Origin of the sequence: Arsenophonus sp. ENCA, assembly GCF_002287155.1 — a bacterium.
GTDB classification, from domain to species: domain Bacteria; phylum Pseudomonadota; class Gammaproteobacteria; order Enterobacterales; family Enterobacteriaceae; genus Arsenophonus; species Arsenophonus nilaparvatae.
In genome coordinates, this window is the sequence record NZ_NHNG01000552.1 from 1 (window position 1) to 2,207 (window position 2,207).

General features: G+C 35.3%; 2 protein-coding genes. Both read right to left on the reverse strand.

Annotated elements, in window-relative coordinates; all coding sequences use genetic code 11:
* Window positions 1-184: 184 nt before the first annotated feature.
* Complete coding sequence (locus tag CBG25_RS14285) at window positions 185-1,204, reverse strand: glycosyltransferase (protein ID WP_290607438.1); 1,020 nt, start codon at window positions 1,202-1,204, stop codon at window positions 185-187.
* 255 nt (window positions 1,205-1,459) lie between these two features.
* Window positions 1,460-2,011: a DUF924 family protein gene (locus CBG25_RS14290; protein ID WP_290607440.1), complete on the reverse strand. Its 552-nt coding sequence runs from the start codon at window positions 2,009-2,011 to the stop codon at window positions 1,460-1,462.
* Between the last annotated feature and the right edge of the window lie 196 nt (window positions 2,012-2,207).

A 2,207-nucleotide genomic window follows, 5' to 3' on the forward strand; every position in this document is an offset into this window, starting at 1 on the left:
ATTGGACAGGTGCGCGCTAATTTTGCCATGACGATGATGGCAGCATGTTACAACCTAAAGCGGTTGGCGTACTTCCAGAGCGCGTGCATCGTGGCTTTCTGACGCCCAGAATGGGTCAAATGGCCCTAGCCAGGGCAATGTGCGATAGAATCAGTAGCATGATAATCAAAAAAAATCTAATTATTTAGAATGAAATCCAAGGGTTAATTGAAAATCTTGAGTTTTTCGAGGTGCCCTGTAATATATTAACGAAACAGGGTAGATCATTAACAGGAAATAATTCTCCATTAATATCGTTTTTAATGATATCTTCCGGCCCAGCTGGGCAATCTGAACTTATTGCATAAATACTATAGGATATGGCTTCAAGAAGAACCATGCCAAGGCCTTCAATGCTGTAAGTTAGTAGTAGGGCCGAAACTGTTTTTATATTATTGCGTATATAAAACCATGGATCTGGCTGCCAGCCATGCCAGTTAATTTTTTTTTCAATATTTAGTTTTTTAGCTAGCTGTTTTAATTGATTGATTTCCTGCTCTTCGCCACTACCGACAATATTGAGTTGCCAGTCACCGCTGATATTTGCCAAGCTAGTAAATAGAAAAGCCAGTTGTTTTTGTCCCGCAAAAAATATTCGCCCTAAATAGAGAAAAATAGTTTTGTCCTCAGGTCGCGGGATAATAATGTCCTGTTTTTTTATTGGATTAAATAAGGTAAAAATATTATTTTCATCGACGCCGAGGGCAACTAATTGCCTCGCTATACCTGAGCTTATCGCGTAATAGTAATCTGTTTTTAAAAGATATTCTTTTTTATAACTTCCATTAATGGCAAAGTGTGGCCAGGAAATTAGAGGTATTTGTCTGCCTAAGATAAGTTTTCTACTGACATTTGAGTTATAACAGGCAATCGAATCCAAGGCGATAATTGCGTTAATTTTTTGTTCGCTAAGTAGTTGTCGTAGCTGCAAAGCATAATGAATACGTCGCAGCTTACCGTTTTTAATATTGGAATATAATCGACTATATTTTATGTTATCTAACCAATCATCATTCGGTTGCGTTTGTTTAGCATTAAAAAAGACAAAACTGACAGTTATATCTGGTCGCGGCTGTTTTAATAACAAAATAAATTCACGACAAACGGTTTCCATACCACCAAAACCACTAATGTTGTAGCTGGTTATTAAAATTTTGCTTGGCATCGTTTGCTAATCTCATCAAGTTTTTGGTTAAAATAACATCTGTCAACCTTATCTATTTTAAAGAAACACTATATCACTAATAAAATAGTTTGAATGATGGTTATGACGCATTTTTATCAAAATATTGCGGTTATTACAGGGGAATATTTAAAAAACAATTGAACAATAACTTAATTTAAAAGTTGCAAAAAGATCACTGTTTTGTTAATTCACAAAATAGAGTATATATTGCAAATATATACTCTACTGCTCTTCTTATAAGCTAAAAACTTGAACCCGATTTTTTAAAAATAATATTTCTTCAGGAGTAGAATCTCTATTAAGAATTCCATTTCTATGTGGATAGCGGCCAAAATGATCAATAATTTCTTTATGCCGCATTTCAAATTCAAGTGTTATTTTATCATTTAACGCAGTAAAAAGAGGAACTGCTTGTTGATGTATGAAAGGTGATTCTGAATGCATAAATGGCATCAAAATGAATTTACGTTCTTTTATTGGTAAGTGTGTATAATCTGGTTGTTTAATTGCTTCTTGAGCTAACATAAGCGCCATATTATCTTGTGAAAAAGCTTTTGCTGTATCACGCCAAATATTACGAGAAAACTGATCAAGCACGATAATTTCAGCTAATCTCCCTTTTATTGAACAACGCCAATGAGCAAGTTCACCACGACTCGCTTTTTCAGTAGTAAGTTTAAATCTATCCCGGATGATAGCGTCAAATTGTGGTTTTTTTTCGAACCATTGTTTATTGGTAGATTCCTTAAACCAGAAATCTAAAACTTCTTGCCATTCATTATGCATTATATTTATCTCTTTAGGGCACCTCGAAAAACCTAAGCCGAGTTTGATTTTGCTGATAAAGTTATCGGAAGCTGGTCTACTGAGCTAACCACCATGAAGAAACGCAGCGCCATTAAGAATGACCTCTTTGCAAACCAGTATCACCAACAGACGATCGACAAGTTGGGTGACCCGCTGGTCAAGATCGAAACCTGTA

Bases quoted from the DNA above. Each gene is read 5' to 3' on its own strand.
- CBG25_RS14285 (WP_290607438.1), bottom strand. From the start codon at position 1,204: ATGCCAAGCAAAATTTTAATAACCAGCTACAACATTAGTGGTTTTGGT.
- CBG25_RS14290 (WP_290607440.1), bottom strand. From the start codon at position 2,011: ATGCATAATGAATGGCAAGAAGTTTTAGATTTCTGGTTTAAGGAATCT.